Origin of the sequence: Ideonella livida (assembly GCF_010499455.1) — a bacterium.
Classification (GTDB): domain Bacteria; phylum Pseudomonadota; class Gammaproteobacteria; order Burkholderiales; family Burkholderiaceae_C; genus Ideonella; species Ideonella livida.
The window spans coordinates 1-26,203 of record NZ_JAAGOH010000025.1; the positions used below are offsets into that span (position 1 = coordinate 1).

Consider the following 26,203-nt stretch of genomic DNA (forward strand, 5'->3'; position numbering starts at 1 on the left):
CCGCGCCGCCCGTCGCGCCCGCGCCCGCGCCCGCGCTGTCGCTGCAGCCCTGCCGCCTGCCGGGCCTGGCCACCGCCGTGCGCTGCGGCACCCTGGCCCGCCCCCTGGATCCTGCCGATCCCCACGGCACGCAGATCACGCTGCAGGTGGCGGTGCTGCCGGCGCTGGCCCGCCAACCCCGGCCCGATCCGCTGCTGTTTCTGGTGGGTGGCCCGGGACAGAGCGCGGTGGAGCTGGCCGCCACCCTGCAGGCCCTGGTCGGCCCGCTGGGCCAGCAGCGCGACCTGGTGCTGGTGGACCAGCGCGGCACCGGACGCAGCGCACCGCTGCGCTGCCCGGCGCTGGAACAGCCCGCCACCGCCCCGCTGTCGCAGCAGTTGGCCGGCACCGAGGCGCAGGCCCGGGCCCTGGCCGCCTGCCGCCAGGACCTGGAACGCCTGCCCGGGGGGCGGCTCACGGCCTATGGCACCGCACAGGCCGCCGCCGACCTGGAGGCCGTGCGGCAGGCCCTGGGCGTGGCGCAGTGGAACGTGATCGGCGTCTCCTATGGCACGCGGCTGGCGCTGGAGTTGCTGCGCCAGCAGCCCCAGACCGTGCGGCGCCTGGTGCTGGACGGTGTGGCCCCGGCGGGCATGGGCCTGCCCGACGCCGCCGAGCAGGACGCGCAGGCCGCGCTGGACGGCTGGCTGGCGGCCTGCGCGGCCGACCCGGCCTGCCACCAGGCCCATCCCCGTCTGGGCGCGCGGTGGCAGGCCTGGCTGGCACGCCTGCCGCAGACCTTCACCTTGGCCCATCCACTCACCGGAACCCTGGAGCGTGTGCGCCTGGACGCCGAGCAGGTGGCCGGCCTGCTGCGCGCTCCGCTCTACCAGCCCGCGCTGGCCGCCGGCCTGCCTCGCGCCATGGAGGCTGCCATGGCCGGACGGCCCGACGGCCTGCTGGGCCTGGCCGCCAGCCTGCAGGGCACGGACGGGGGGCCGGGCCTCTACCACGGCCTGCATTACGCCGTGGTGTGCCAGGAGGACATGGCCCCCCTGCCCACTGGCGCCCGGCCCGGCCCGCTGCGCCGCCAGTACGAGACCCTGTGCCGCGGCTGGCCCACCGGCGCCCCGCCCGCACCGCTGCCACCCAGCCCGGCGCCGGTGATGCTGTGGGCCGGCGGTGACGACCCGGTCACCCCGCCGCGGCACGCGCTGCGCGTGGCCCAGGCCCTGGGCCCCAAGGCACGGTTGGAGGTGATGACCCACGGCGGCCACGGCCTGCTGTCCCACCCCTGCGTCGCCGACCGGGTGCGCCGCTTCATCCAGGCCCCTGACGAGGCCGCCGCCCTGCGCGTCTCCGGTGCGCTGGGCGCCCCGCCAGCCGGCGGCTCGGTGCCCCTCACCGCCGTGGCCTGGGGCTCCTGCAGCCTGGGCCTGCCCCGTCCGCTCCCCCTGACAGACGGCGCCCGCCCTCGGCAGGACACGCCCCCGCCGACCCAGCCGCCTGCAGCCGCCCCGCGATGATCCAGACCGAACACCTTTGCCGCCGCTTTCCTGCGCCACGACGCCTGCGGGACTGGCGGCCCCGTGCCGGGCCCGCCCGTGCGCCCATCACCGCGGTGGCCGACGTGAGCTTCACCGCCGCCGACGGCTGCATCACCGGCTTGCTGGGGGCCAACGGCGCAGGCAAGACCACCACGCTGCGCCTGGTGGCCGGCCTGCTGGCGCCCGATGCCGGCTGGGTGCAGGTGGATGGCCTGCCGGTGCACCCCGAGCCGCGCGCCGCCCAGGCCCGGCTGGGCGTGCTGTCCGACGCCCGCGGGCTGTACCCGCGGCTGACCGCGCTGGAGAACATCATCTACCACGGCCAACTGCAGGGCATGAGCGCTGAACATGCCCATGAACGCGCCCTGGCACTGGCCCAGTGGCTGGACATGGTGCCGCTGCTGCACCGCCGGGCCGATGGCTTCAGCCAGGGCGAGCGCATGAAGACCGCCCTGGCCCGCGCCCTGGTGCACGACCCGGCCAACATCATCCTGGACGAGCCCACCAACGGCCTGGACGTGGTGGCCACGCGTGCGCTGCGGCACTTTCTGCGCGAGCTGCGCGACCGGCAAGGCAAGTGCATCCTGGTGTCCACCCACATCATGCAAGAGGTGGAGCGCCTGTGCGACCACGTGGTGGTGGTGGCCCAGGGGCGCACGGTGGCCCAGGGCAGCGTGGCCGCGCTGCGGCAGGCCACCGGGCGGCAGGACTTCGAGGAAGCCTTCGTCGCCCTGGCCTTTGAGGACACGCCAGCCGCCGCCCCCGGGGGCCCCCTGGACGCAGGAGCCGACCATGCGCCGCGCTGACACCCCACCCGGCAGCGCCCTGGCCGGGGCCTGGGCAGTGTTCCGCAAGGAGTGGACCGACGCCCTGCGCGATCGCCGCACCCTGCTCATGGTGCTGGTCAGCGCGGTGCTGATGGGCCCCCTGGTGCTGGTGCTGCTCTCCGGCCTGGTGTCGGACATGGAGGCCCGTGCCCAGAGCCGCCAGGCCCTGGTGCAGGGCCTGGGCCGGGCCCCCACCCTGGAAAACTACCTGCTGCGCCAGGGCTGGCAGCTGCGCGAAGCCCCGCCCGAGCATGAGCGCCTGCTGCGCGAGAACCGCCTGCCCCAGGCGGTGCTGCGGGTGGAACCCGACTTCGAGCAGGCCCTGCGCGAGCGCCGCGCGCCGCGGGTGACGGTGGTGGCCGCCAGCGACAACCCGCGGGCCCAGGGGTCGGCGCAGCAGCTGCAGGCCCTGCTGCAGGGCTTTGCCCACGAACGCGCCCGCCTGGAACTGGCCCTGCGCGGGGTGTCACCCCAGGTGCTGCAGCCCCTGCGGGTGGCCGAGGAGGATCTGGCCCACCCGGCGGCGCGCGCAGCGCGGGTCACCGGCATGCTGCCGTTCTTCGTGCTGATGGCGGTGCTCTACGGCGCGCTGAACGCCGCACTGGACACCACCGCCGGCGAGCGTGAGCGCGGCACCCTGGAGCCGCTGCTGCTCAACCCCGTGCCCCCCTGGGCGCTGGCCCTGGGCAAGTGGGCGGCGGTGGCGGCGGTGGGCCTGCTGATCGCGGTGCTCAGCAGCCTGAGCTTCCTGCCCGGGCAATGGCTGCTGCAGAGCGAATCGCTGGCCGCCTTGTTCCGCTACGGGCCTGCCGAGGCCCTGCGCTTCATCGTGCTGCTGCTGCCGCTGGCCGCGGCCATGGCCGCGGTGCTGATGGCCGTGGCCCTGCCCTGCCGCACCGTCAAGGAAGCCCAGGCCAGCAGCACGCTGGTGGTGCTGGCAGTGCAGATGCTGCCCATGGTCACCCTGTTCAGCCTGGAGGGCGAATCCCCCTGGCAGCGCTGGGTGCCGGGCCTGGCGCAGTTCAACCTGCTCAACCAGGTGCTCAAGGGCAGCCCGGTGGACGCCGGGGCCCTGCTGGCCTCTTGGCTCAGCTGCGGCCTGCTGAGCCTGCTGGCGCTGGCCAGCGTCGCCCGCCGGCTGCGGCGGGGCGCCGGGGGCTGAACGGGCCGGCGCCGGCACGCGGCGCCCGGGCCTCAGCCCAGGCTCAGGCCCACGTAGTTCTCGGCCATGGCGGTCATAGCGGCCTCGGAGTTGACCAGGTAGTCCAGCTCGGCTTCCTGCATCTTGCGGCCGAACTCGCCGTTCTCAGGGAAGCGGTGCATCAGCGAGGTGAACCACCAGCTGAAGCGCTCGGCCTTCCAGATGCGGGAGAGGGCGCGCTGCGAGTAGCTGTGGATGCCGGCCTCACGGCCGCTGGCGGCACCGCCGTAGTACTCGGCCAAGCCGCGGCTGAGGATGCCCACGTCAGAGGCCGCCAGGTTCAGGCCCTTGGCGCCGGTGGGCGGCACGATGTGGGCGGCGTCGCCGGCCAGGAACAGGCGGCCAAAACGCATGGGCTCAGCCACAAAGCTGCGCAGCGGGGCGATGCTCTTCTCGATGGACGGGCCGGTGACCATGCGGGCCACGTCCTCGGGCGGCAGGCGGCGCTTGAGCTCATCCCAGAAGGCGGCGTCGCTCCACTGCTCGACCTTGTCTTCCAGCGGGCACTGCACGTAGTAGCGCACCCGCGTCTTGCTGCGCATGCTGCACAGCGCAAAGCCACGTTCGTGGTTGGCGTAGATCAGCTCTTCGTGCACCGGCGGCACATCGGCCAGCACGCCCAGCCAGCCGAAGGGGTAGATCTTCTCGAAATTCTGGATGGCGCCGGCCGGCACGCTGGCGCGGGCCACCCCGTGGTAGCCGTCGCAGCCGACGATGAAGTCGGCCTGGATCTCGTGGGTCTGGCCGTCCTTCTCGTAGCGCACGCGCGGCTGGCTGCCGTCAAAGTCGTGCAGGCTGACGTTGGCGGCCTCGTACACGGTGTGCAGGCCGGCGGCGGTGCGGTGGTCCATCAGGTCGCGGGTGACCTCGGTCTGGCCGTAGACCATCACGCGCTTGCCGGTCAGGGCATGCAGGTCGATGCGGTGGCGGCGCTCGCCAAAGCACAGGTCAAAACCGTCGTGCGGCAGGCCTTCACGGTGCATGCGCTCGCCCACCCCCGCCTCGTTGAGCAGGTCCACGGCCACCTGCTCCAGCACGCCGGCGCGGATGCGGCCCAGCACATATTCGGGCGTTTGGCGCTCCAGGATGACGTGGTCAATGCCCGCCTTGTGCAGCAGGGCTCCGAGCAGCAGGCCGGACGGGCCGGCGCCGATGATGGCGACTTGGGTACGCATGGCGATCACCTCAGGAAGGGTTCAGCAGGTCGGGGCCCGGCAGGCCCCGCAATGCCCGGCAGTGTGCGGCGCACGGCCCGGTTCGCCCATGCACGGACCCGGCAGGGTCTTGCACTTATGGAACATACTGAGGCGGTGATTACCCTGCCCTCCACGCCGCCCGACCAGCCCTTGCCGGCCTACCAGCTCTACGGCGAACCCGCCCCAGCACAGGGCAGTGAGCCGTGGCACCTGGAGACCATCTCGGCGCGCAGCCGACTGCACGACTGGGAGATCCGGCCGCACCGCCACGAGGGATTCCAGCAATTTCTGCACCTTCGCAGCGGCCAGGCCCAGGCCTGGCTGGACGGCCGGACCGAGCCCCTGACCGGGCCTTGCGTGGTCAGCGTGCCGCCACTGGCGGCGCACGGTTTTCGCTTCGAGCCCGGGGTGCAGGGCCATGTGCTGACGGTGCAGGCGGCCCACTTGCTGCCGCTGCTGCAGCGCCTGGGCGCGGCCGATGGAACGCTGCTGGCCCGCCTGGGCCAGCCGGCCCACCTGCCCCTGCGCCGCACCCCGGCCCTGGCGCGCACGCTGCAGGCCCTGGTGGACGAGCTGGCGCAGGAATACACCGGCCATGCCCCCTGGCGCGCCCAGACGCTGGATGCGCTGTGGCTGCGCTGGGTGCTGGGCCTGGCGCGGGCCCTGCCCGACACGACGCCGGCGGGGGCCGCGGCCGGCCCGCCCCGGCGGGCGCACGACCATCTGGTGCGCTACCGCGCGCTGGTGGCCTCGCGCTTCCATCTGCAGCCGCGGGTGAGCGACCTGGCCGCCGAGCTGGGCCTCACGGCCACCCAGCTCAACCGGGTGTGCCGCGCCACCGCCGGCTGCAGCGCCTTGGACCTGCTGCATGCCCGCCTGCTGCTGGAGGCCCAGCGTGAGCTGGCCTACACCCGCCAGAGCATCAAGCAGATTGCCCTGGCGCTGGGCTTTGCCGACCCGGCCTACTTCTCACGCTTCTTCCAGCGCCTGTGCGGGCAGTCGCCCCAGGCCTGGCGCGAGGCGCGCCGGCCGGCCAGCACGCCGGTGGCCACCGCCCCCGCCACCGGGGAGCCGGCGGGCTTCAGCCCACGCGGTGCAGGCGGGTCTTGAAGCGCTGGCCGTTGGCCACGTAATGCTGGGCGCTGAGCTTCAGCCGCTCGATCTGCTCGGGGCTGAGCTCACGCTTGACCACGGCCGGGCTGCCGACGATGAGCACCCCATCGGGGAAGACCTTGCCCTCGGTGACCAGGGCGCCCGCGCCCACCAGGCAGTGGCGCCCGATGCGCGCGCCGTTGAGCACCACCGCGCCGATGCCGATGAGCGAGCCATCGCCAATGGTGCAGCCGTGCAGCGTGGCACGGTGCCCGATGGTGACGTCCTCGCCGATGGTCAGCGGCACGCCAGCGTCCGAATGCATCACCGTGGCCTCCTGCACATTGCTGCCGCGGCCGATGCGCACCGGCTCGGGCTGGTCGCCCCGGATCAGACAACCGGGCCAGACGCTCACGTCCTCGCCCAGCTCCACCCGCCCGATCACCTCAGCCGACTCGGCCACCCAGGCCGAGTCGGGCACCACGGGGGCCACACCATCGAGTTCATACAAGGCCATGGGATCTGTCTCCAGTCGTTGAGATGTCGCGGCGGGCCGGCAGGCGGCCCGCGCCTGGTTCAGGGGGCCGAGGCCGGCGCGGGCGGCAGGGCCGGTGGCGGCACTGGCGTGACAGGCAAGGCGGGCGTGGCAGGTGCGGAGGCCGCCACAGGCGCCGGCCCGGTGGCGCTGGCGCCCGCCGCGGCGGAGGCCGCCGCCTCTGCCGCGCCCGGCTCCTCCAGGCCCACACCGGTGAGCCAGCCGCCCTCGGCATATTCGGCATAGCGCCAGTCGCCGCCGGCCTCCACCACGCCCTCGGGGGGCACCTGCGGAGCCACCGGCACGCCGCGCAGGGCGCGCTCCATGTAGCTGATCCAGACCGGCAGGGACAGGCCCCCGCCTGACTCGCGGCTGCCCAGGCTGCGCGGTTCGTCGTAGCCCATCCACACCACCGCGACGATGCCGGGCTGGAAGCCGGCGAACCAAGCGTCCACGGCGTCGTTGGTGGTGCCGGTCTTGCCGTAGAGGTCGGGGCGGCCCAGCTGCGCCTGGGCGCGGGCGGCGGTGCCGCTGCGGGTCACCTCATTGAGCAGGCTGTTGGTGATGAAGACGTTGCGCGCCGGCACCACGCGCAGGTCCTCGGACAGCGCCGGCGCGGGCGGGGCCTCGAACACGGTCTTGCCCTCGCCGTCGACGATGCGCTCGATCACCAGGGGGCTGACCTTGTAGCCGCCGTTGGCCAGCACCGCGTAGGCCGAGGCCAGCTGCAGCGGCGTGACGCTGCCGGCGCCCAGGGCCAGGGTGAGGTTGTCCGGGTGCTTGGCGGCTTCAAAGCCGAAGTGCCCCACCCATTCGCGCGACGGGCCCACCCCCATTTGCTGCACCAGGCGGATGCTCACCAGGTTCTTGGACTTGGCCAGGGCCCGGCGCAGGCTGATGGGGCCGTCGAACTCACCGTCGGAGTTCTGCGGGTTCCAGTCCCCCGGACCCCCGGCGCCGGGCAGCACCAGCGGGGCATCGTTGATCAGGGTCTGGGGCATCACGCCATGCTCAAGCGCCGCCGAATACAGGAAGGGCTTGAAACTGGAGCCGGGCTGGCGCCAGGCCTGGGTGACGTGGTTGAACTGCTGGCGGGTGAAGTCAAAGCCGCCCACCAGGGCGCGCACCCGCCCGGTGCCACTGTCCAGCGACACCAGGGCGCCCTGCGCCTGGGGCCACTGCGCCACCTGCCAGCCCTGCCGCTCGTGCCGGACCACCCGGATCACCGAGCCACGGTGCACCGACAGCTCGGCCGTGGGCTTGGCCACCAGCCCCGGCTGCGCCAGGCGCAGCCCGTCGCCACCGACCGTGATGGTCTCGCCGCTGGCGAGCTGGGCGGTGATCGACTTGGGGCTGGCCTTGAGCACCAGGGCCACGCGCAGGTCCTCGTCATCGCGATGCTCCTTGAGGATCTGGGCGGCCACGGTGTCGGCACTGTCGTCGTCGGGCAGGTCCTCCTGGGCCTCAGGGCCGCGCCAGGGCTGCTTGCGCTCGTGGTCGAGCACGCCGCGGCGCAGCGCCGCCCAGGCGGCCTGCTGGTCGGCGGCCACCAGCGAGGTGTAGACCTTGATGCCGGAGGTGTAGGCCGCTTCGCCGAACTGGTCGTACACCGCCTTGCGGGCCATCTCGGCCACGTACTCGGCATGCACCGTGGTCTGCAGCTTGGTGCGGATCACCAGCTTCTCGGCCTTGGCGGCGGCGTACTCGGTGTCCGAGATGGTGCCGGTCTCGTGCAGCCGGGCCAGGATGACCTGCTGGCGCGCGCTGGCCCGGGCGAAGTTGGTGATGGGGTTGGCAAAGGCCGGGTTCTTGGGCAGGCCCGCCAGCATCGCGCACTCGGCGATGGACAGCTCCGCCAGCGGCTTGCCAAAGTACACCTGGGCCGCGGCGCCAAAACCGTAGGCGCGCTGGCCGAGGTAGATCTGGTTCATGTACAGCTCCAGGATCTCGTCCTTGGAGAGCTGCCCCTCGATCTTGAGGGCCAGCAGCGCTTCTTTGATCTTGCGCTCGGGCGTGCGTCGCGCCGAGAGGAAGAAATTGCGCGCCACCTGCTGGGTGATGGTGGAGGCCCCCTCCACCCGGCCGCGGGTGAAGACGTTGAACACCGCGCGCGCGATGCCCCGGAAGTCCAGCCCGCTGTGCTCGCGGAACCGGATGTCCTCCACCGTGACGATGGCGTCCTGCATGCGCCGCGGGATCTGCGCGATGGGCAGGTACTGCCGGCGCTCGGAGCCGAACTGGGCGATCTCCACCCCATCACGGGTGAAGACTTGCAGCGGCAGGCGCGGCTGGTAGTCGGTCACCCGGTCCAGCGCCGGCAGCTGCGGGAAATACACCAGGGCAGCCAGCAGCACCAGCAGCAGCCCGGCCCCCCCCGCAGCGCCCAGGACCACCACGGGCCAGAGCCAGGGCTGGGCGGCCAGCCGCGCGCGGAGTCGGGACAGCAGGGGCGGACGGTCGTCGGTCATGTCGGACAGGAGAAAACTGCGGTGGGAGCGCGCCGGCCGGCAAGCGGGCACGCCGGGGATTATCAACAGCGGACTGTGCGGACAAGTCCGACTGCGCGTGTGGACTGTTGCCCCTCAGGGAAGACCCTGTGTTTACCATTCGACACGATCACATCGGCGCAGGATCCACGCGGTATCCGGTTCTGCCCCCAACTCCAACCAAGAGAGTCAGGGCGACCACGGGTGCCTCATCGGCCACCAGGTCGCCCATCAGGCGAGGTGTCCATGATCCGATTCAAGCGCGCAGGCCGGTGCTCCCGGTCTCGGTGGTCCTGCGGACCGGTCTCGGCGTTCCTGCTGTGCGCCGCCGCCAGTGCGGGCGCCCAGTCGCCGGGCCCTAGCGCCACCACCACCGCCACGCCCGCAGGCAGTCCCGCGGCGGGCACACGCCGCACCACACCGCGGCCGACACCGGCGGCTGGCCCGCGGGCCAGCGCCACTGAAGTGGCGCCCACCGCCCAGCTGCCCGCCCCGATGCTCATGATCTGGCCCCGTTCCGCAGGCCCGGTCCCCACGGGCTCCGGCATCGCCCCGGTCGCAGAGGGCGCCCATGCCACCGAGGTCTCCCCCCGAGCACCGGCCGACGCGGCCACGCCCGGCCCGGCCGACGCCCCCCTCACCGGGGCGGCCCAGCCGGGACGCAGCGCTGGCGCGCCGGACCTGCGGCTACCACCACTGCCCGAGACTGAGCCCGACGCCCCCAGGCCCATCACCGGCCGCGGGGCCGGTACGGGCCCCCGCCCAGCCACGGCGGACGCCCGGGTGCGTCCCGCCACGGCCACCTCCGCTGCGCGCCCGACCGGTCCCGCAAGCGCCCAGGGTCAGGCCTCGCCACGCCCGGCGCCGGTCGCCGCCTCGCCCCTGGCACCAACACCCGCCGCGGGGATCCCGGGCACGACGGCGGCCCCATCCCCCGTGACGCCCCAAGCGTCCATGGCCACCACATCCCCCGCATGGACCGCGACCCCGTCCGCCACCGGGGAACCCGGGCTGGCCACGGCGGAGGGTCTGCGGCTGGCCCTGGTGATCGGCAATGGGCACTATGCGGACGCGCCGCTGGCCAACCCCACCAACGACGCCCGTGCGATTGCCGCCGCCCTGGAGGCCAGCGGATTTCGGGTGGTCCTCAAGCTCAACGCCCCCCTGCGGGAGATGCAGGCCGCCGTGCGCGACTTCGGCGACAGCCTCAAAAGCAGCGGGCGGCAGAGCACCGGCCTGTTCTACTTCGCCGGACACGGCATGCAGATCAAGGGCCGCAACTACCTGATCCCGGTGGGCGCCGAGATCCAGCGGGAAGACGAAGTGGCCTATCACGCCCTGGACGCCCAGGCGGTGCTAGACAAAATGGAGTCTGCAGGCAACAGCACGAACCTGCTGGTCTTGGACGCTTGCCGCAACAATCCCTTCGCCCGCAGCTTCCGCAGTCAGCAGCAGGGCCTGGCCCAGATGGAGGCGCCGGTGGGCACCCTGGTGGCCTTCGCCACCGCGCCCGGCTCCGTCAGCAGCGACGGGGTGGGCAGCAACGGCCTCTACACCGAACACCTGCTGCGTGCCATGCGGACCCCGGGCCTGAAAGTGGAGGACGTCTTCAAGCAAGTGCGCGCGGCGGTCCGACGGGAATCGCAAGGTCGGCAGATCCCCTGGGAGAGCACGTCCCTGGAAGGCGACTTCTACTTCCTCACCCCCATCCGCCCCGGCGGCGCCCTCGCCGCGGCCCTCCAGCCCGAGGGAGCCGCCAGCGCTGCGGCCCCGGCCAAGCCGCCCACGCCCGCCGAGGCCACCCCCCTTCCCTCGCCCGAGGCTGAACTGGACGACGCCATGTGGCAGGCGGTCAGCCGCGCCAGCCAGGCAGGCCCCCTGGAGGCCTACCTGCGGCGCTTTCCCTCGGGTCAGCATGCCCAGGAGGCGCTGCGACGCATGCTGCACTTGAGAGCGGTGGAGCAGGAGCGGTCCGCCGTGGCACCACCACCTGCCTTGAATCCCTTTGGCTACGGCGTGGGCGACCGCTGGCAGTACCAAGTGCGGGAGGGCTGGACACAGCGCCAGCTGGGCGAATACGAGATCGTGGTCACCGCCGTACAGCCGGACGGCAGCCTGCAGGGCCAGGACAAGGCCGAGCTGCACCGCCAGGGACATCTGCGTGCGCTGGGCGCCATTCCCGGCAGGCCTGCCCAGCGGTACAGCCCCTACCGACCCATCTGGCACGAGCTCGCCCAGACCGTTCCCAATCAGCGGCTGCGCTACAGCTTGACGGAAGGCGAGGCCGACCAGGCGATCCTCTATGCGGTGGATGCCGAACTGCGGGTCGCGGGCCAGGAGTCGGTCCAAGTGCCCGCGGGCACCTTCATGGCGTACCGGGTGGACCTGCGGGAATGGGTCACGGCCAGCCGGGGCCACGAGCGCTGGCAGGAGTATTGGCTGACCACCCACTGGTACAGCCCGGAGGTGGGGGCTCCCGTCGCCTCAGAGTACAGCCGTCGGGACCAGGCGGGCAATACGTTCAAGTGGCGGCAGCGTGAGGACCTGGTCCAGTACCGCCGCGTGCACGACGGCACCGGCTCGGCCAGCCAGACGGCAGCAGAAAGCCACGCCGACGCGACAAACTGACGGGCTTTCGCACGGCATATCGGCCGGCCGCCCAGCCCTACAGGCCCCACCATGCAGTCCTGGGGGCCAAGGCGGCCCTCCCGGAGAGCGCCATGCCCCGCTGGTTGTCACGCCTCAACCACCTCCTGCCCCTGCGCTGGGCGACCCTGGGCCTGTGCGTCGTCTGGACGCTGGCCGGCGCGGCCGGCGCCCTGTGGGCCGGCTGGCATCCGCTGTGGGTGCTGCCGGGCTTGGCCGGCAGCATGCTGGGCTGGCAGGACCTGCGCCAGCAGAAGCGCGCCATCCTGCGCAACTACCCGGTGATCGGGCACCTGCGCTACCTGCTGGAATTCATCCGGCCCGAGATGCGCCAGTACTTCATCGAAAGCGACAACGAAGCCGCGCCCTTCTCGCGCCAGCAGCGCAGCCTGGTCTATCAACGGGCCAAGGGTCAGCCGGACAAGCGGCCCTTCGGCACCCAGATGGATGTGCATGCCCACGGCCATGAGTGGATCAACCACGCCATCGTGCCCACCCAGCTGGCCTCGCACGACTTCCGCATCACCATCGGTGGCGGCCGGGCCCAGCCCTACCGGGCCAGCGTGTTCAACATCTCCGCCATGAGCTTTGGGGCCCTGTCGGCCAACGCCATCCAGGCGCTCAACGGCGGCGCGCGCAAGGGCGGCTTCATGCATGACACGGGCGAGGGCTCGATCAGCGCCCACCACCGGGTGCACGGCGGCGACCTGGTCTGGGAGATCGGTTCAGGCTACTTCGGCTGCCGCGACGCGACCGGGCATTTCAGCGAGGAACGCTTCGTGGCCAACGCCATGGACCCTCAGGTCAAGCTCATCGAGATCAAGCTCAGCCAGGGGGCCAAGCCCGGCCACGGCGGCGTGCTGCCCGGCCCCAAAGTCACGGCGGAGATCGCCGCCGCCCGCGGCGTGACGCCCGGGCAGGACTGCGTGTCACCGGCCAGCCACACGGCCTTCGCCACCCCCATCGAGCTGCTGCAGTTCGTCGACCGGCTGCGCCAGCTCTCCGGTGGCAAGCCCACCGGCTTCAAGCTCTGCGTGGGCCACCCCTGGGAGTGGTTCGCCATCGCCAAGGCCATGCGGCAGACGCGCATCCTGCCGGACTTCATCGTGGTGGATGGGGCCGAGGGCGGCACCGGCGCCGCGCCCCTGGAGTTCACCGACCACGTGGGCATGCCGCTGCAGGAGGGGCTGCTGCTGGTGCACAACACCCTGGTGGGGCTGAACCTGCGGGCCGACATCCGCCTGGGCGCCTCGGGCAAGATCGTCAGCGCCTTTGACATCGCCCGGGCCATGGCCCTGGGGGCCGACTGGTGCAACTCGGCGCGTGGCTTCATGTTCGCCCTGGGCTGCATTCAGGCCCAAAGCTGCCACACCGGCGAATGCCCCACCGGCGTGGCGACCCAGGACCCGGTGCGCCAACGGGCCCTGGTGGTCACTGACAAGATCGAGCGGGTGGCCCATTTCCACCGCAACACCCTGCATGCGCTGCAGGAGCTGGTGCAGGCCGCAGGCCTGCACCACCCCAACCAGATCGGCCCGCAGCACATCATGCGGCGCATGGAGAGCGGCAAGGTCTGCCTGCTGACCGACCACCTGCGCTTCATGGCCCCGGGCAGCCTGCTGGCGGCCGAGCGCGGCCAGCAACCCTGGCCGGCGGAGATCTTCGCCCGCTACTGGCCCCGGGCACGGGCAGACGCCTTCAGCCCCCGCGAAACAACAGCAGACCCGACGCCTTCAGCACGGGAGGAAACGCAGGAGTCGGCCACCCGCGGGGCGGCGAAGCAGGAGACGGCCTAGCCGAACGCGGCCTCAGGCGGCCGGCGGCAGGGTGTCGGCGAAGCTCGGCCGCGCGGCCAGCTTGTCGGCCAGACGGGCCAGGTTGCCATGACGCTCGCGCCAGGAGATGGCCGGGAAGCGGAAGTCCAGGTAGCCCAGGGCGCAGCCCACCGCGATGTCGGCCAGGCTGAAGTGGTTGCCCGCGCAGAAGGGCTTTTCGCCCAGGCCCAGGGCCATGGCCTGCAGGGCGGACTCCACACGCACCATCTGGCGGTCGATCCAGGCCTGGCAGCGCTGGGCATCGGTGCGGCCGCTCCAGGTGGCCTCCATGCGGGCGGACACGCAGGCGTCGAGCAGGCCGTCGGCCAGGGCTTCCCAGGTGCGCACCTCCACCCGCTAACGGCCGCTGGGCGGCAGCAGCTTGCCCACCGGCGAGAGGGTGTCCACGTACTCCACGATGACGCGGGAGTCGAAGATGGCCTCGCCGCCTTCCATCACCAAGCAGGGCACCTTGCCCAGCGGGTTGACGGCCAGCATGGCCTCGCTGCCCCACACGTCCTCCTGGAGGAACTGGATGTCCAGCTTCTTTTCGGCCAGCACGATACGGACCTTTCGGACATAGGGGCTGGTGAGAGAGCCGTGCAGTTTCATGGATTGGATCTTGGTACTTCCCTGGGGTCGGCGCGATTCTAGCGAGGGGCTTTCGTCCGCTGCCCGGGCCCCCCAGATTCCCCCGGACCGCACACCGTCTAAAATCAGGGACTTCCCTCAAGTGCGGCCCGGCGCCGCCCCGCGCCTGTGGCAGACCGCACACGGGCCGCTCCCCTGACCCTCCCTCCGCCTGCTCCATGACCCACTCCGCCCTGATGGCGCTGTCCCCCCTGGACGGCCGCTACGCCGCCAAAGTCGCCGCCCTGCGTCCCCTGCTGTCGGAGTACGGCCTGATGCACCGCCGGGTGCAAGTGGAGGTGGAGTGGTTCATCGCCCTGTCCGACGCCGGCCTGCCGGGCTACGCCCCGCTGTCCGAGGCCGCCCGCGCTCACATGCGTGCCCTGGCCAGCGGTTTCTCGGAAGCCGACGCCCAGGCCATCAAGGACATCGAGAAGACCACCAACCACGACGTCAAGGCCGTGGAGTACTTCATCAAGTCGCGCATGAAGGGCGTGCCCGAGCTGGAGGCCGCCCTGGAGTTCGTGCACTTCGCCTGCACCAGCGAGGACATCAACAACACCAGCCATGCGCTGATGCTCAAGGCCGCCCGCGCCGAGGTGGTGCTGCCCACGCTGGACCAGATCATCGCCGCCCTGACCGCCATGGCCCAGCGCTTTGCCGCCGTGCCCATGCTCAGCCGCACCCATGGCCAGACCGCCAGCCCCACCACCGTGGGCAAGGAAATCGCCAACGTGGTGGCCCGCCTGCAGCGCAGCCGCACGGTGATCGCTGAGGTCAAGCTGCTGGGCAAGATGAACGGCGCCGTGGGCAACTACAACGCCCACAGCGTGGCCTACCCCGAGACCGACTGGGAAAGCTTCTCGCGCGGCGTGGTCGAAGGCGGCCTGGGCCTGACCTTCAACCCCTACACCATCCAGATCGAGCCGCATGACTACATGGCCGAGCTGTTTGATGCCGTCACCCGCACCAACACCATCCTGATCGACTTCGCGCGGGACGTGTGGGGCTACATCTCGCTGGGCTACTTCAAGCAGCGCCTGAAGGACGGTGAGGTCGGCTCCTCGGCCATGCCGCACAAGGTCAACCCGATCGACTTCGAGAACGCCGAGGGCAACTTCGGCCTGGCCAACGCCCTGCTGGCCCACCTGAGCCAGAAGCTGCCCATCAGCCGCTGGCAGCGTGACCTGACCGACTCCACCGTGCTGCGCAACATGGGCGTGGCCCTGGGCTACGCCGTGCTGGGCTATGACTCGCTGCTGCGCGGTCTGGGCAAGCTGGAGATCAACGAGGCCGCACTGGCCGCCGACCTGGACGAGGCCTGGGAAGTGATGGCCGAGGCCATCCAGACCGTGATGCGCCGCCACGGCCTGCCCCAGCCCTACGAGCAGCTCAAGGCCTTCACCCGCGGCAAGCCCATGACCCGCGAGCTGATGCAGGGCTTCATCGACAGCACCGACCTGCCGGCCGAAGAGAAGGCCCGCCTGCTGGCCATGAGCCCGGCCAGCTACATCGGCCGCGCCGTCGAGCTGGCCCGCCGCATCGGCTGAAGACCGCCGCCCCCCACGACGCCCAGAACCCGGAGCCCCCCATGAACTTCACCAGCCTGCTGGACCACGTCACCCACCGCCACGAGTCCATGCTCTGCGTGGGCCTGGATCCCGAACCGGCCAAGTTCCCGGTGGGCATGAAGGGTGACGAGCGCCGGATCTTCGAGTTTTGCGCCCGCATCGTGGATGCCACCAAGGACCTGGTCTGCGCCTTCAAGCCGCAGATCGCGTACTTTGCGGCCCACCGCGCCGAGGACCAGCTCGAGCAGCTGATGGCCTACATCCGCCGCGTGGCGCCGGATGTGCCCATCATCCTGGACGCCAAACGCGGCGACATCGGCGCCACCGCCGAGCAGTACGCCCGCGAGGCCTTCGTGCGCTACCAGAGCGATGCGGTCACGCTCTCGCCCTACATGGGCTTCGACTCCATCGAGCCCTACCTGAAGTACGACGGCAAGGGCCTGATCCTGCTGTGCCGCACCTCCAACCCGGGCGGCTCGGACCTGCAGTTCCAGACCCTGGCCTCGGGCGAGAAGCTCTACGAGGAAGTGGCCCGCCTGGCCGCCGGCCCCTGGAACGCCTCCGGCCGCCTGGGCCTGGTGGTGGGGGCCACCTTCCCCGAGGAGCTCAAGCGCGTGCGCGAGCTGGCGCCCACCCTGCCGCTGCTGATTCCCGGCGTGGGCGCCCAGGGCGGAGACGCCGCCGCCACCGTGGCCGCCGCCTGGCGGCCGGACGCGCCCATCATCGTCAACTCCTCGCGGGCCGTGCTTTACGCCAGCCAGGGCGAAGACTACGCCCTGGCCGCCCGCCAAGTGGCCCAGGCCACCCGAGAACAGCTGGCCCGCGCCCGCTTCGCCCCCGCCACCTGAGCCGGCCGGCGCCGGCGCCCGGACAGGGCACCGGCGCTGCGCCCCCCCGGAACGAAGCACGCCACCCAAAAACAGATTACGCGCCAGCCCCAACGGGTGCACACTGACGCAGCCCTACCGCGGCACGCCCGCCACACCCCATGCCCGCCCCCGCCTCGACGCCCACCGCGCCCATGCGCCTGCATGAGCTGCTGCGCATCGCGCTGGGCGCAGCCTGTGGGGCCGCCCTGGGCAGCGGCTGGTTGGGCAACCCCCTGCTGGGCGCCCTGGGGGCCAGCCTGGGCGCCGGCCTGGCGGCCCGCTGGCGGCCCGCTGCTGACCACGCCGGCGACAGCGACGGCCAGGGCGGTGCCCCTCCTGGCGGACAGGCCGCCGCCCTCGACCCGCTGGCCGATCCCCCCTGGGCCGAGGTGCTGTGCACCTACCTGCCCGATGCCTTGGTGATCACCGAGCGCGCCACCGGCCGGCTGCTGTGGGTCAACCCCGGCTTCGAGCGCATGACCGGCTGGGCGCCGCATGAGGCCCTGGGGCGCACCGCCCTGGACCTGGGCCTGTGGGTCAATCCCGCCGACCGCCTGGTCTGGATGATGGCCTTGCGGCGCGAGGGTCGCCCCCTGGCCTGGAGCGGCCGCTTCCGCCGGCATGACGGGCAGGAGATGGTGGTCCAGCTGGCTTGCCAGGTGGCCCCGCTGCAGGGCCACGAGGTGGTGCTGATCGCCGCCCGCGACATCACGGAAGAGGCCCGGGCCCAGCGGCTGGCCGAGAGCCAGCGCGCCGAGCAGGCCGCCGCCCAGGCCCGCGCCCTGACCGAGGCCCGTGACGCCGCCGAGGCGGCGAGCCGGGCCAAGAGCCAGTTCCTGGCGCGGGCCAGCCACGAGATCCGCACACCGCTCTCCGCCCTGCTGGGCCTGGCGGGCATGGCCCGGGACCCCGGACTGGACGACCTGCGCCGGCGCCGCTACATCGAGCTGCTGTGCGACAGCGCCGAGGCGCTCTCGCGCATCCTCTCCAACATCCTCGACTTCAGCCGCATCGAGGCCGGCCGCCTGAGCGTGCAGCCGCAACCCTTTGACCTGCCGGCCCAGCTCGATCCGCTGGGCGGGGCCTTCAGCGCCCTGGCCGATGCGCGCGGGCTGCAGATGGAGGTGTCACTGGCGCCTCAGCTGCCGCACATCGTGGTGGGCGACTGGGACCGGCTGCGCCAGATCCTGGTCAACTTCCTGCACAACGCACTGAAGTTCACCCGGGAGGGCGGCGTGCACTTGGTGGTGGAACCCGCTGCGGGCGACCGGGTGCGTTTCGAGGTGCACGACACCGGACCCGGCATCGACGCCGCCACCTGCGCCCGCCTGTTCCAGCCCTTCGTCCAGGCCCAGGGCCCGCAGGCGGTGCGTGCCGGTGGTTTTGGCCTGGGGTTGTCCATCTGCCGCGAGCTGGCCCAGCTCATGGGCGGCGAGGTGGGCGTGGACAGCCAGCCCGGCCAGGGCAGCTGCTTCTGGCTGGAACTGCCCCTTCCGGCGGCCGATGCGGCCACCACCCAGAGCAGCGGCCTGACCCTGATGGACGGCCAGCCCCTGCAGGGGGTGCATGTGCTGGTGGCCGAGGACAACGCGGTCAACATGCTGATCGTGGCGGCCATGCTGGAGGGTTGGGGCGCCGAGGTGACGCAGGTGGGTGATGGTGCCCAGGCGGTGGCGGCGGTCCGGGAGGCCGCGCGCCGCGGACAACCGGTGGACCTGGTCCTGATGGACCTGCAGATGCCCGAGATGGACGGCCTGGCCGCCACCCGGCGCCTGCGCCTGGACTGGACCCACCAGCAGCTGCCCATCGTGGCCCTGACCGCCGCCGCCCTGCAGCATGAGCAGGACGAAGCCCTGGCCGCCGGCATGGACGGCTTCCTCACCAAGCCCATCGATCCGCCCCGGACCCGGCAGATGGTGATGCGCCTGCTGGGTCTGCCCAGCCGCTGACGCCGCCCGGCGGCCGCTCAGACCGGCCGCGGCAACCCCTCGACAAAGACCCGCAGCTCGCCCGGACGCATCGCCGTCCAGGCCTCGTCGCGCGTCAGGGGCTCGGTGGCCACCAGGGCCACGCGGTCATGCGGCGTGGTGTGCTGGGCAAAGTCCACCCGCAGGTCCTCGTCCTTGAGCGAGACGGGGCGGAAGGGGTGCTCTCGCACCACCCAATGCAGATGGGTTGAGCAGTGGGCCCACAACGCCTGCCCGTTGGACAGCAGCATGTTGAAGGTGCCGTGCCGGTGCAGACGCGGACACAGCTCGGCCAGGGTGCGGCTGAGCTCCTCCACACTGGGCACGCTGGCATGCGACTTGGCCAGCTCCTGCATCAGCCAGCAGAAGGCGCGCTCGCTGTCGGTGTCCCCCACCGGCCGGAAGGCGCCATGCAGCCGGGGGTGGAAGTCCACCAGGTTGCCGTTGTGCGCCATCACCCAGTAGCGGCCCCAGAGCTCGCGCTGGAAGGGGTGCGTGTTCTCCAACGCCACCTGGCCCTGGGTGGCCTTGCGGATGTGGGCGATCACCTGGCTGCTGCGGATGGGCCAGGTCTTGATGAGCGCCGCCACCGGCGAGCTGCGGGCGCTTTGCGCATCCACGAAGAGCCGCACGCCGCGGTCCTCGAAGAAGCCGATGCCAAAGCCGTCCTTGTGCTCCTGGGCGCGGGTGGCCAGGCCGGTGAAGCTGAACATCACGTTGGTCGGCGTGTTGGCGTTCATGCCCAGGAGTTGGCACATGTCAGGAGGGCCGGCAAGGGCGTGCAGCAGAAGGGATGGCGCCGGATTCTAGGAGGCCGGCCCAGGCTGCGGCCGGGCTTGAGACGGGTCAAGGCCCAGCCCGCGCCGCGGCGGGACCATGGCAGCACAAGGAGAAGCCTCATGACCGCTCTGCCCACCTCTGAACAACGTGCCCAACTTGCCCAGCGCCTGCAGGCGCGACGCCTGCAGCTGATCGAACAGCGCCAGGCCCAGCTGCAGGGCCAGGACCGCGTGGCTTACGCCACGGAGCTGCTGCTGCAGGATGGGGACGATGCGCCGCAGCGCGACGCCGATCGGGAAGTGGCGCTGGCACGCGCCGACCGTGAGCGCCAGGAGCTCGGCCACATCGAGCAGGCGCTGATGCGCCTGGACCATCCCGGCTTCGGCCTGTGCACCGACTGCGGCGAGCCCATCGCGCTGGCCCGCCTGCAGGCCGAGCCCTGGGCACTGCGCTGCGTGGCCTGCGAGAGCGCCCGCGAAGGCTGGCAGCCGCGCCATACCCTGTGAGGGCTACCCCGCCTGACGGGGCCGTTGGGCGCCTCAGCGCACTGGCTCGGGCGCCCGCCCGCCCTGGCGCTTGAGCGCCGCCTCCAGCTTGATGAGCTGCCACTCCTCCTGCGCGGTGTAGCGGAAGGTGGCCTCCAGGGCCTGCGTCTGGTGCAGGGCCGAGGCCACCGAGGTGCCCTGCCGCACCAGCCAGCCCGCCGCCATCAGCGCCGCCAGACCGGCGCCCTCTTGCGCCAGCACGCAGACCACCTGCCCATGGTCCAGGCCCTCGGCCACCTGGCCGATGAGCTGGGCCAGGCCCGCGGTGCTGTGAACCGTACCGGCGTCGGCGGCGGCCCGCAGCTGCAGGCCCGCCAGAGTGGCCGACTCGGCCATGGCCGGCCCTTCCAGGCCCAGGGTGAGGACCGTGCCCACCCCCAGCTGGCGCAATGTGGTCAGGGTGCTGTCGAGCAGGCGCTGGCCCGCGGGCAGCAGCAGGCAACCCAGCCGCCCCGGCTCGACCCAGCGCATCGGCGCGGGCAGTACGGGCAGACCGGGACGAGGCGCCAGCGGCGCCGTCGGCTCGCGGGACTCCAGGAAATCCGAAGGCGCCGGCGAGGCCACGTCCCCCCAGTCGGTGGGCGGAGCCAAGGGCTCGGCGGGCCGCGGCATGGCGGCTGACACAGCCGCCGGGGTGGCGGTGGGTGAAGCCGGCAGGTACTGGCCGGTGCGCAGGAACAGCGCCACTGGCGAGTCCGCCGCCGGACGGAAGAAGGTGGTGACCGGCTCGGCGGCGCAGACCTGGCCGTGGGCCATCAGCACCACCAGCTGGCCGATGGCCCGGATGTGCTCGATCTGGCGCATCACCGCCAGCACGGCGCGGTCCTTGGCCAACTGGCTCATCAGCGACAGCACGCTGATGGCGCCGGCGCGGGGCAGGCCCGCCGTGGGATCGTCCAGCAGCACCAGCGGTTCCCCCATGACGGCGGCCATGCCGATACCCAACCGCCGGAACTGGGCCACGCTCAGGTCGGCCAGCTCGGCCTGCTTGAGGGCCACCAGATCGCCGCAGCCATGCCAGGCCAGGGTTTGCCAGGCCAGGTCCAGGTCCAGGATCTGACTGGGCTGCCGTGCCCGGTGGCAGCGGCGCATGAACTCCTCCACTGACAGGCGGATGCCCGGCGGGTTGGGAAAGGCCATGAAGGGCCGGTTGCGGGGCTGGAGCGGCGCGCCATGGAACTGCGCCCGTCCGTGGTGGACCATGCGGCCGACATCGCGCGAGAGCACCGCCATGCCGCGCAGCAGCATGGACTTGCCGCCGCCGGCCGGACCGGTCAGCACCGTCACCCCGCGGGCGGGCACCCGAAGGTCGACCCGGCTGAGCAGGACGCGCTCGCCCGCCGTCAGACCGAACTGCTGCAACTCCAGAATGCTTGCACCGGGCATGCTACTGCTCATGTCCCATAGAAGGCTTCCCTGCGGCCGGTGAATGCCAGCGCGCCGCCCAATTCGGTGCGCCCGTCGACCCAGGTGCCAACACGGAGTCTAGCGGCCCTGTCCGCCCCCGCACCCCCGTTGGCATCAATCTGTGAGTTATCCCCCTGACGTGGAGGCCGCCAGTGCCCGGCCGGCCAAGGCCATGGAGGCCAGCAGGGCGCTGGCGGCCCCGGTCCGCAGGGCCAGGGCCACGGGCACACGCGCGCCCAGCACCACCCCGCAGCTGGCCGCACCGGCCAGGTACTCCAGCTGCTGGGACAGCAGGTGGCCGGCCTCCAGGTCCGGCGCCAGCAGCACATCGGCCTGCCCGGCCACGGGACCGTGCAGGTCTTTCAGGCCTGCCGCCTCCATGGAGATGGCGTTGTCAAAGGCCAACGGACCGTCCACCACCGCGCCACGGATCTGCCCGCGGTCGGCCATCTTGCACAGGGCAGCGGCGTCCAGGGTAGAGGCGATGCGCGGCGTCACCGTCTCGACGGCCGACAGCACGGCCACCCGCGGGCAGGCCACGCCCAGGGCCTGGGCCAGGTCGATGGCGTTGCGCAGGATGTCGGCCTTGGCGGCCAGGTCCGGTCGGATGTTGACCGCCGCATCCGTCACCAGCAGGGGTCGGCCGTAGGCAGGCACCTCAAAGCGCGCCACGTGCGAGAGCCGTCGGCCGGTGGCCAGGGCCGGCTCGGCCAGCACCGCCAGCATGAGCTCCTCGGTGGACAGGCTGCCCTTGCAGAGCAGGTCGACCTCACCCCGCGCGGCCAAGGCCACGGCGGCCTGCGCCGCCGCATGGCTGTGGGGCTGGTCCACCAGGGTGCAGCCCGCCAGCGTCAGCTCCAGGCTGTCAGCCAGGGCCTGCAGCCGGGCCGCAGGTCCGAGCAGCACGGGCTGCACCAGCCCCGCGGCGGCGGCCTGCACAGCCGCGCGCAGCGACGACGCGTCACAGGGATGCACCACCGCACAGCGCGCGGGCTGCGCCGGGCGCTGCGCGGCCACCCAGGCCGCCAGCCGGGCCTCCGGGTCGAAAAGGTGCAGCGTGGGTGCGGCCAGCCGGGGCCGGCTGATCTTCTGCGACGGGGCCTTGACCAGCGCCTGGCCGCTGACCACCTGCTCGCCCACCTGGTTGACGACAGCGCAGTCCAGCCGCACGTTGCGGGTGGCCGGGTCCTTGTCCAACACGGTGACGCTGACCACCAGCGCGTCGCCCACGCGCACCGGACGGTGGAAGCGCAGGTTTTGCTCCAGGTAGATGGTGCCGGCCCCGGGGAACTCGGTGCCCAGGAGGCTGGAGACCAGCGCCCCGGCCCACATGCCGTGGGCGATGACACCGTGGAACCGGGTGGTCTCGGCCCAGGCCGCGTCCAGGTGGGCGGGGTTCACGTCCCCCGACACCGCCGCGAAGGCCTTGATGTCGTCCATGGCCAGGGTGCGGTGCAACTCGGCACGCTGGCCCGGCTGCAGTTCATCGAAGGTGTGGTTGTGCACCACGCCGTGGGCGCCCTCGGCGCCGGCCATGCCCGTCATGTCAGGTCCTCCTTCTCAGGGGTCAGGTCCACGCCGCGCTCAACGCACCGCATGCTCGCCTGCATCCACGTACAGCGTCTGGCCGGTCATGCCGGTGGCACCAGGCCCCGCCAGGAAGGCGACCAGGGCGCCCACCTCGTCCAGGGTGACCAGGCGACGCAGCGGCGCCGTGCGGGCGGCAGTGGCCATCAGGCCGTCGAAGTCGGCCAGGCCCGAAGCGGCCCGGGTGGGCATCGGGCCGGGCGAGACGGCGTGGACCCGGATGCCCTGCGGCCCGAGCTCGGCCGCCAGGTAGCGCACCAGGGACTCCAGCGCCGCCTTGACCGGGCCCATCAGGCCGTAGTTCGGGACCGCCTCCTCGGCCCCCAGGTAACTCATGGTCACCAGGGTGCCTTGGCGGGCGGCCAGGTGGGGTTCGGCACACCGGGCCAGCTCGGCAAAGGAATGGCATGAGACCCGCATGGCCCGCGCAAAGCCCTCGGCCGTGCTGTCGGCCACCCGGCCATGCAACTCGGCCAGGGGGGCGAAGGCGATGGAATGGACCACGAAGTCCAAACCGCCCAGCTCGGCCGCCGCCGCCTCGACCAGGCCGGCGATGGCCCCCGGCGCCTCGACGTTGCACTCATGCAGGCTGGCCTGCAGCGCCTCGGCCAAGGGACTGACCACCGCACGGGCCTTGGCATTGAGGCAACTCAGGGCCAGTCGGGCGCCTTGGGCATGGAGCTGCCGGGCACAGCCCCACGCGATGCTGGCATCGTTGGCCACCCCCAACACCAGGCCGCGGCGACCGGCAAGGGGGGGCGGGAAAGGCGTCTGGCTCATGAGCGGCTCCTGTCAGGAACCTGCGAACATGCCCGAGTTTTGTGGTGCCGCCATGAATGCCCGAGCAGAACCCAGGGTTAACCCTGGGTTGAGGGGGATCTCCAAAGCCTTCATCGGTTGACCCAGGCGTGGTCAACATGCACCAGCACACACTCGGCCGTGTAGGGCTGGCGGGCCTGCTCGCAGTGGTTCCAGGCCACCTCGACGGCCGCCGCCGGCGAGGCCCGGCCACTGGACCACCCATAGGCCCCCTGCGGCGACACGGCAAACGCGCGGTGACCGGTTTCCAGCAGGTAGTGCTGGCGGAAGGCCTCCGCGGCCTCGGACTTGCCCAGGTAGGCGTCGATCTCGGCCGCCAGCTGCGGCGGCACGTCGGCAAAGGCGGCCTCGTCGGACTGCTCGGACTGCTGGGGCAGGTCGCGCATAAAACGCTCCAAGGCCCTCAGCGCCATCTTGCTGCCGATGAGCAGCACGGCCACCAGCACCACGGCGCAGACACGCAGCACGCCCCCATGGCGATCGGCGGGCGGCGGCCCATAGTCGTTGTCACCTTCGGTGCCAGGCCAGATGGCCAGGGCGAAGCTGAAGATCTGCCCCACCGTGGGCACCAGGGTGAGCAGCAGCCACCACGCCGAGAGGTTGACGTCGTGCAACCGCAGGGCGGTCATGCGCAGGCCCATGACGCCCACAAGGACCAGCAGCACGGCGTTGAGCAGGAGCATCACGGCCCCGGGCGCCAGGGCCAGCAGCATCAGCCCGCCCAGCAGCACGGTAATGCTCAGCAAGCCGCCCGCCAGGTAGCTCTTGCGGTTGAGGCGGCCGTCGATATGGCGCCCGAAGAGGCCGGGCTCCTGGGCGTCCTGCACGGGGGCGGCCCCACCACGGTGGCCGGGCCGCGCTGCGCCCGAGGCCACGGCCTGACGGGCCTCGCGCTCGGCCTGGCGCTCCTCCTCACGGGCCGCCAGGGCCCGGGCCAGGTCGGTCACGCACTCCTGGCAAAAGGCCTGCATGCGCTGGCGGGTGCCGCATTGGGGGCAGACCACCCAGGGCACTCCGGCCTCGGCGGCAGCAGCCGCCGAGGCAGCCACGGCCAAGGGGTCCGGCAGGGGGGCCACGGACTCCTGGGGCGCCAGGGGCACCAGGGACAAGCCGCTGCTGTCAGGGGCGCTGGCATCGGGCTCGGGTGCCCGGCGGGCCGGTGCCGGCGGCGGCACCTGAGGCAGGCTCGGCAGCGGGGCGATGGGCGTGCGGCCCGCCGGCGGCAGGCGCAGCGCCGGCGACTCCACCCGGGCAGGCCGGTGGGCCGGGGGCATGGCGGTCGCGGTGGGAGGCACCCGTCCCGGCACCGGGACCGGGGCCGGCGCCGGCGCGGATGCCGGCGTGCGCAGGGCGGCCCCACCCGATGCCGGCACTGCCTCGGCGTGGGCCGGCTGGACCCGCAGCACCGCACCGCGCTGGGCGAAACGGTTCACCCAGGCCGCCACTTCTGCAGAGGGCACCGCGCGCTTGATGACGACAGGGCGGCCGGAAAACATCTGGTCCAGCCGCGGGGTGTCCAACTGCAGCCAGGCGCCCAGACGCTCACGCACCGCCTCGGGCGTGGCACCCGGCATCAGTTCTCCGGCAAACACCAGCCGCATCGGCGCATCCATCACCCGCTCTCCCTCGTCCAGTCCCTTGAGATGGTCCAGACGGGTCGGTGCAGGGCACGGCGCGCCTGGGCAGGCGCGCTCCGGCATGGCCAGGGACGCGCGTGCGGGCGAGAGCCTAACGAGCCAGAAGCGATGGCGTCGCCCGTACCCGGCCGGCCGGAGGGGTCTGGGGGCCGGACGGCCGCGCCTGAAAGCCGGGCGGCCAGGCGCTGCAGGCGGAAGCCAGGGGCCGCTCAGGCCTCGGCGGCGTCGCGGCGCAGGGCGTCCAGCAGCACGTCCATATGGATGAGCGCATGCTTCTGGTCAGGGGCTTCCAGCACACCCTCACGCTTGAGCTGGGCCAGGGTGCGGCTGGCGGTCTCGATGGTCATGTCCAGCATGGCACTCATCTCCAGGCGCGAGGGCAGCCACACGGCCTGGCCATCGGCGTATTCGCTCAGCTTGAGCAGCAGGCGCAGCATGCGGTGGCGGGCGGGACCGGCGCACAGCTCGGTGAGCCATTCGTCGGCGTCGTCCAGGGCACGCTGCCAGCGGCGCATCATGTCGCGGGCCAGTTCCACCTGGTCACGGGTGAGCTCGTCGACCAGGCTGCGCGGCAGGCGGCAGACCTCGACCTCGGTGCAGGCCACCGCGTCGGCGGCATAGGACTGGCCCAGCATGGCCTCCATGCCCAGGGTGTCGCCCCGCCCGCCCAGGCGCAGGATGCGGCGCTCGCCGCGTTCATTGAGGCGCTCCAGCCGCACCACACCGCTGCGCACGGTGTAGGCCGCCTGGCCAGGCGCCTGGGCGCTGTAGAGCAGTTGGCCGGGGGCCAGGCGGATGGTGGCGATCTGGACGTGGATCTGGTCCAGGGCCGTCAGGTCCAGGGCGCCGAAGAGGGCGTGCTTGCGGATGCCGCACTCGGCACAGACCCGCGCCTGCGGGTTGAACAGGGCCGGCGTGCCGGCGAGCAGGGGAATGACGTTGGCAGCGGACATGGCGCGGCCAGTATGCACAAACGCCCTGGGGGTCGCCGCGCTCCGGGCGACAGCCCGGGAAGCGGTCAGGGACTCCGCCCAACCTGGCGTGCCACCGGGGCCGCCCCCAGACGGG

The 26,203-nt window shown here is 72.3% G+C and carries 19 protein-coding genes and 1 pseudogene; 10 read left to right on the top strand and 10 right to left on the bottom strand.

What is annotated here, in order from left to right; all coding sequences use genetic code 11:
- From G3A44_RS17290 to G3A44_RS17300, 3 genes are all read left to right on the top strand, one after another.
- Nucleotides 1-1,505 (top strand): alpha/beta fold hydrolase (locus G3A44_RS17290; protein WP_163459005.1); only part of this gene is annotated, 1,505 nt, incomplete at its 5' end.
- Entirely contained in the window at nt 1,502-2,332 is an 831-nt protein-coding gene (locus G3A44_RS17295) for an ABC transporter ATP-binding protein (protein ID WP_163459006.1), read from the top strand. The genes G3A44_RS17290 and G3A44_RS17295, both read left to right, overlap by 4 nt.
- Nucleotides 2,319-3,515, top strand: coding sequence for an ABC transporter permease (locus G3A44_RS17300; RefSeq protein ID WP_163459007.1), 1,197 nt, complete (start codon nt 2,319-2,321; stop codon nt 3,513-3,515). The genes G3A44_RS17295 and G3A44_RS17300 overlap by 14 nt, the downstream gene beginning before the upstream one ends.
- A 32-nt stretch (nt 3,516-3,547) precedes the next feature.
- On the opposite strand, the gene pobA is transcribed toward G3A44_RS17300, so the two are convergent.
- Nucleotides 3,548-4,729, bottom strand: coding sequence for a 4-hydroxybenzoate 3-monooxygenase (gene pobA / locus G3A44_RS17305; RefSeq protein ID WP_163459008.1), 1,182 nt, complete (start codon nt 4,727-4,729; stop codon nt 3,548-3,550).
- Nucleotides 4,730-4,864: 135 nt separating this feature from the next.
- Here pobA and G3A44_RS17310 point away from each other — a divergent pair, with 135 nt between their 5' ends.
- Complete coding sequence (locus G3A44_RS17310; RefSeq protein WP_163459009.1) at nt 4,865-5,860, top strand: helix-turn-helix domain-containing protein; 996 nt, start codon at nt 4,865-4,867, stop codon at nt 5,858-5,860.
- Here G3A44_RS17310 and G3A44_RS17315 read toward each other — a convergent pair.
- Together G3A44_RS17315 and G3A44_RS17320 are read right to left on the bottom strand one after the other, a co-directional pair.
- The gene (locus tag G3A44_RS17315) at nt 5,832-6,359 is read right to left on the bottom strand and encodes a gamma carbonic anhydrase family protein (RefSeq protein WP_163459010.1); all 528 of its coding nucleotides are present in this window, start codon (nt 6,357-6,359) and stop codon (nt 5,832-5,834) included. The genes G3A44_RS17310 and G3A44_RS17315 overlap by 29 nt on opposite strands.
- Nucleotides 6,360-6,418: 59 nt before the next feature.
- Nucleotides 6,419-8,845 carry a penicillin-binding protein 1A gene (locus tag G3A44_RS17320; RefSeq protein WP_163459011.1) on the bottom strand — a complete coding sequence of 809 codons (2,427 nt, stop codon included), beginning with the start codon at nt 8,843-8,845 and terminating at the stop codon, nt 6,419-6,421.
- 972 nt (nt 8,846-9,817) lie between these two features.
- Here G3A44_RS17320 and G3A44_RS17325 point away from each other — a divergent pair.
- Together G3A44_RS17325 and G3A44_RS17330 are read left to right on the top strand one after the other, a co-directional pair.
- Entirely contained in the window at nt 9,818-11,491 is a 1,674-nt protein-coding gene (locus tag G3A44_RS17325; protein ID WP_163459012.1) for a caspase family protein, read from the top strand.
- Nucleotides 11,492-11,583: 92 nt separating this feature from the next.
- Entirely contained in the window at nt 11,584-13,305 is a 1,722-nt protein-coding gene (locus tag G3A44_RS17330; protein ID WP_163459013.1) for an FMN-binding glutamate synthase family protein, read from the top strand.
- Nucleotides 13,306-13,317: 12 nt separating this feature from the next.
- Here G3A44_RS17330 and G3A44_RS17335 read toward each other — a convergent pair.
- A pseudogene (locus G3A44_RS17335) lies at nt 13,318-13,935 on the bottom strand (glutathione S-transferase family protein).
- Nucleotides 13,936-14,132: 197 nt separating this feature from the next.
- Here G3A44_RS17335 and purB point away from each other — a divergent pair.
- The 3 genes from purB to G3A44_RS17350 all read left to right on the top strand — a co-directional run bounded on the left by purB (nt 14,133) and on the right by G3A44_RS17350 (nt 18,342).
- Entirely contained in the window at nt 14,133-15,503 is a 1,371-nt protein-coding gene (gene purB / locus G3A44_RS17340) for an adenylosuccinate lyase (RefSeq protein WP_163459014.1), read from the top strand.
- A 41-nt stretch (nt 15,504-15,544) separates the two neighbouring features.
- Nucleotides 15,545-16,372, top strand: coding sequence for an orotidine-5'-phosphate decarboxylase (gene pyrF / locus G3A44_RS17345; protein WP_163459015.1), 828 nt, complete (start codon nt 15,545-15,547; stop codon nt 16,370-16,372).
- A 140-nt stretch (nt 16,373-16,512) separates the two neighbouring features.
- Nucleotides 16,513-18,342: an ATP-binding protein gene (locus G3A44_RS17350; RefSeq protein WP_163459016.1), complete on the top strand. Its 1,830-nt coding sequence runs from the start codon at nt 16,513-16,515 to the stop codon at nt 18,340-18,342.
- 17 nt (nt 18,343-18,359) lie between these two features.
- Here the strand turns inward: G3A44_RS17350 and G3A44_RS17355 are convergent, their stop codons facing one another.
- Nucleotides 18,360-19,118: a class II glutamine amidotransferase gene (locus G3A44_RS17355; RefSeq protein WP_163459017.1), complete on the bottom strand. Its 759-nt coding sequence runs from the start codon at nt 19,116-19,118 to the stop codon at nt 18,360-18,362.
- 141 nt (nt 19,119-19,259) lie between these two features.
- Between G3A44_RS17355 and G3A44_RS17360 the strand changes: the two genes are divergently transcribed.
- Complete coding sequence (locus tag G3A44_RS17360) at nt 19,260-19,646, top strand: TraR/DksA family transcriptional regulator (RefSeq protein ID WP_163459018.1); 387 nt, start codon at nt 19,260-19,262, stop codon at nt 19,644-19,646.
- A 33-nt stretch (nt 19,647-19,679) separates the two neighbouring features.
- Here G3A44_RS17360 and G3A44_RS17365 read toward each other — a convergent pair whose 3' ends face one another.
- The 5 genes from G3A44_RS17365 to G3A44_RS17385 all read right to left on the bottom strand — a co-directional run bounded on the left by G3A44_RS17365 (nt 19,680) and on the right by G3A44_RS17385 (nt 26,088).
- Nucleotides 19,680-21,071 (bottom strand): ATP-binding cassette domain-containing protein, encoded by a 1,392-nt coding sequence (locus G3A44_RS17365; protein WP_163459019.1) that lies wholly within the window; start codon nt 21,069-21,071, stop codon nt 19,680-19,682.
- 147 nt (nt 21,072-21,218) lie between these two features.
- Complete coding sequence (locus tag G3A44_RS17370; RefSeq protein WP_163459020.1) at nt 21,219-22,637, bottom strand: bifunctional enoyl-CoA hydratase/phosphate acetyltransferase; 1,419 nt, start codon at nt 22,635-22,637, stop codon at nt 21,219-21,221.
- A 39-nt stretch (nt 22,638-22,676) separates the two neighbouring features.
- The gene (gene fabI, locus G3A44_RS17375) at nt 22,677-23,459 is read right to left on the bottom strand and encodes an enoyl-ACP reductase FabI (protein ID WP_163459021.1); all 783 of its coding nucleotides are present in this window, start codon (nt 23,457-23,459) and stop codon (nt 22,677-22,679) included.
- 110 nt (nt 23,460-23,569) lie between these two features.
- Nucleotides 23,570-25,111 (bottom strand): DUF805 domain-containing protein, encoded by a 1,542-nt coding sequence (locus G3A44_RS17380; RefSeq protein WP_163459022.1) that lies wholly within the window; start codon nt 25,109-25,111, stop codon nt 23,570-23,572.
- A 233-nt stretch (nt 25,112-25,344) separates the two neighbouring features.
- Entirely contained in the window at nt 25,345-26,088 is a 744-nt protein-coding gene (locus G3A44_RS17385; protein WP_163459023.1) for a Crp/Fnr family transcriptional regulator, read from the bottom strand.
- Nucleotides 26,089-26,203: the final 115 nt, after the last annotated feature.